The sequence below is a fragment of the Methylobacterium sp. WL18 genome, from assembly GCF_008040015.1.
GTDB lineage: Bacteria > Pseudomonadota > Alphaproteobacteria > Rhizobiales > Beijerinckiaceae > Methylobacterium > Methylobacterium mesophilicum.
Window position 1 is genome coordinate 1 of the sequence record NZ_VRVD01000799.1, and the last position, 1,860, is coordinate 1,860.

Here is a 1,860-nt window from a genome sequence, read left to right on the forward strand (position 1 = left end):
GGCAGGAGCGGCGGGACCAGGCCGCAGCGCAGGGCCTCGACCTGGGCCAGGCTCTCGCTGATGCCGGCCTCGTCCTCGACCGCGAAGCCGAGCGCCGCGAGCAGGCCGCGCCGGACCTCCAGGGAGGTCTCCACCGGCTGGCCGAAGGCGTCGGTGTATCCGGAGGCGACGCCGACGAGGGCGGCGAGTTTTTCGAGGGGGCTCACGCGTGGGTCTCCGCGAGGAACAGGCCGGTCCAGGCGGGCAGGTCCCGTCCGGTCTTGTCGGGGGCGTTGGTCCAGACCACCCGGGCATCGCCCGGATCGACCGCGAAGGCCGCGTCCCCGACATTGGCGACGAACCGCAGGGTGCCGGCGCCGAAGCGCCAGGTGCAATCGACCACGTCGGATCGCGGCAGGGTGGCGGCGGCGCCCTGGTAGCCGGACTTCGCCAGCGGCACCACGACGTCCCGGCGCAGAGAGAGCAGCCGTGTCGTCTCGGCCAGCACCTCGCGGTGCGGCGAGCGCGCCCGCTCCGACCAGTCGAGCTTCGAGGCCTCGAAGGTCTCGCGCTCGGTCGGATCCGGGATCTTCGAGGTATCGTCGGCGAACGCCGCAAAACTCTTGAACTCCCGGCGGCGGCCCTCGCGCACCGCGGTGTTGAGGTCCGTATCCGGGGCGAAGTCCACGAAGAACAGGAACGGCGTCGAGGCCGACCATTCCTCGCCCATCCAGAGCATCGGGATCTGCGGCGCCAGCAAAAAGCCGGCCCGGGCGAGATCGAGCTTTTTCGGGTCGGCCAGATGCGAGAGCCGCTCGCCGAGCGCCCGGTTCCCGACCTGGTCGTGGTTCTGCAGGAAGGTCACGAAGGCCGAGGGCGGCAGGTGGCCCGAGGGCTCGCCGCGCGGGTGGTTGTCGAGGGTGGCGAACGGCTCGCCCTGATACGCGAAGCCCTCCGCCAGGCAGCGGGCCAGGCGCTCGACTGGTTTGTCGGCAAAGCTTTGATAATAGCCGGCGTCCTCGCCGGTGAGCAGCACGTGCCAGCAATGGTGCAGGTCGTCGGCCCATTGCGCGTCGTGCATCTTCGGCCGCCCGGCGCCGTCGCGCTCGAGCCAGCGCGCCTGGTTGGCCTCGTTCTCGAGCATCAGGTGGATGTCGCGGTCCGGGAAGGTCTTGCGGACCGTCTCACCGAGCTCGGCCAAGAAATGGCGCGGGGAATCGTCGAGGATGGCGTGGACGGCGTCGAAGCGCAGGCCGTCGAAATGGTATTCCTCCAGCCAGTACAGGGTGTTCTGGATGAAGAACTGCCGCACGGTGGCGCCGCTCTCCTTGCCGTCGAAGTTGATGCCGGCGCCCCACGGGGTCTGGTGGCGCTCGGTGAAGAAGGTCTTGGCGTAGGCGTGCAGGTAATTCCCGGCCGGCCCGAAATGGTTGTAGACCGCGTCGAGGTAGACCATCAGCCCGAGCCCGTGGGCGGCGTCGATCAGGCGCTTGAGGTCGTCCGGGCGGCCATAGGCGCCGTCGGGGGCGTAGGGCAGGACCCCGTCGTAGCCCCAGTTGCGCGAGCCCTTGAAGTCGGCGAGCGGCAGCAGCTCGATCGCGGTGACGCCGAGCGCATTGAGATCGGGCAGGCGCGCCTGCAGGGCGGCATAGGTGCCCTCCGGGGTCGCGGTGCCGACATGGCACTCGTAGATCACCGCCTCCTCGAACGGGCGCCCGGTCCAGGCCTCGTCCGTCCACGCGAAGGCGCGGGGATCGATGACCTCGCTGAGGCCCGAGACGTCGTCCGGCTGGAAGCGCGAGGCCGGGTCCGGCGCCACGAGGTCGCCGTCGACCCGGAAGCCGTAGCGGGCGCCGGGCTTCACCCCGGGCAGGGCGGTGC

The 1,860-nt window shown here is 70.5% G+C and carries 2 protein-coding genes; both read right to left on the reverse strand.

The window, feature by feature from the left end; translation table 11 throughout:
• Positions 1-206, reverse strand: a 206-nt coding sequence (locus tag FV228_RS28425) for a hypothetical protein (RefSeq protein WP_147857543.1), incomplete at its 3' end; no start/stop codon positions are given.
• On the reverse strand, positions 203-1,860 hold a 1,658-nt coding region (gene treZ / locus FV228_RS28430; protein WP_147857544.1), incomplete at its 5' end, for a malto-oligosyltrehalose trehalohydrolase. The genes treZ and FV228_RS28425, both read right to left, overlap by 4 nt.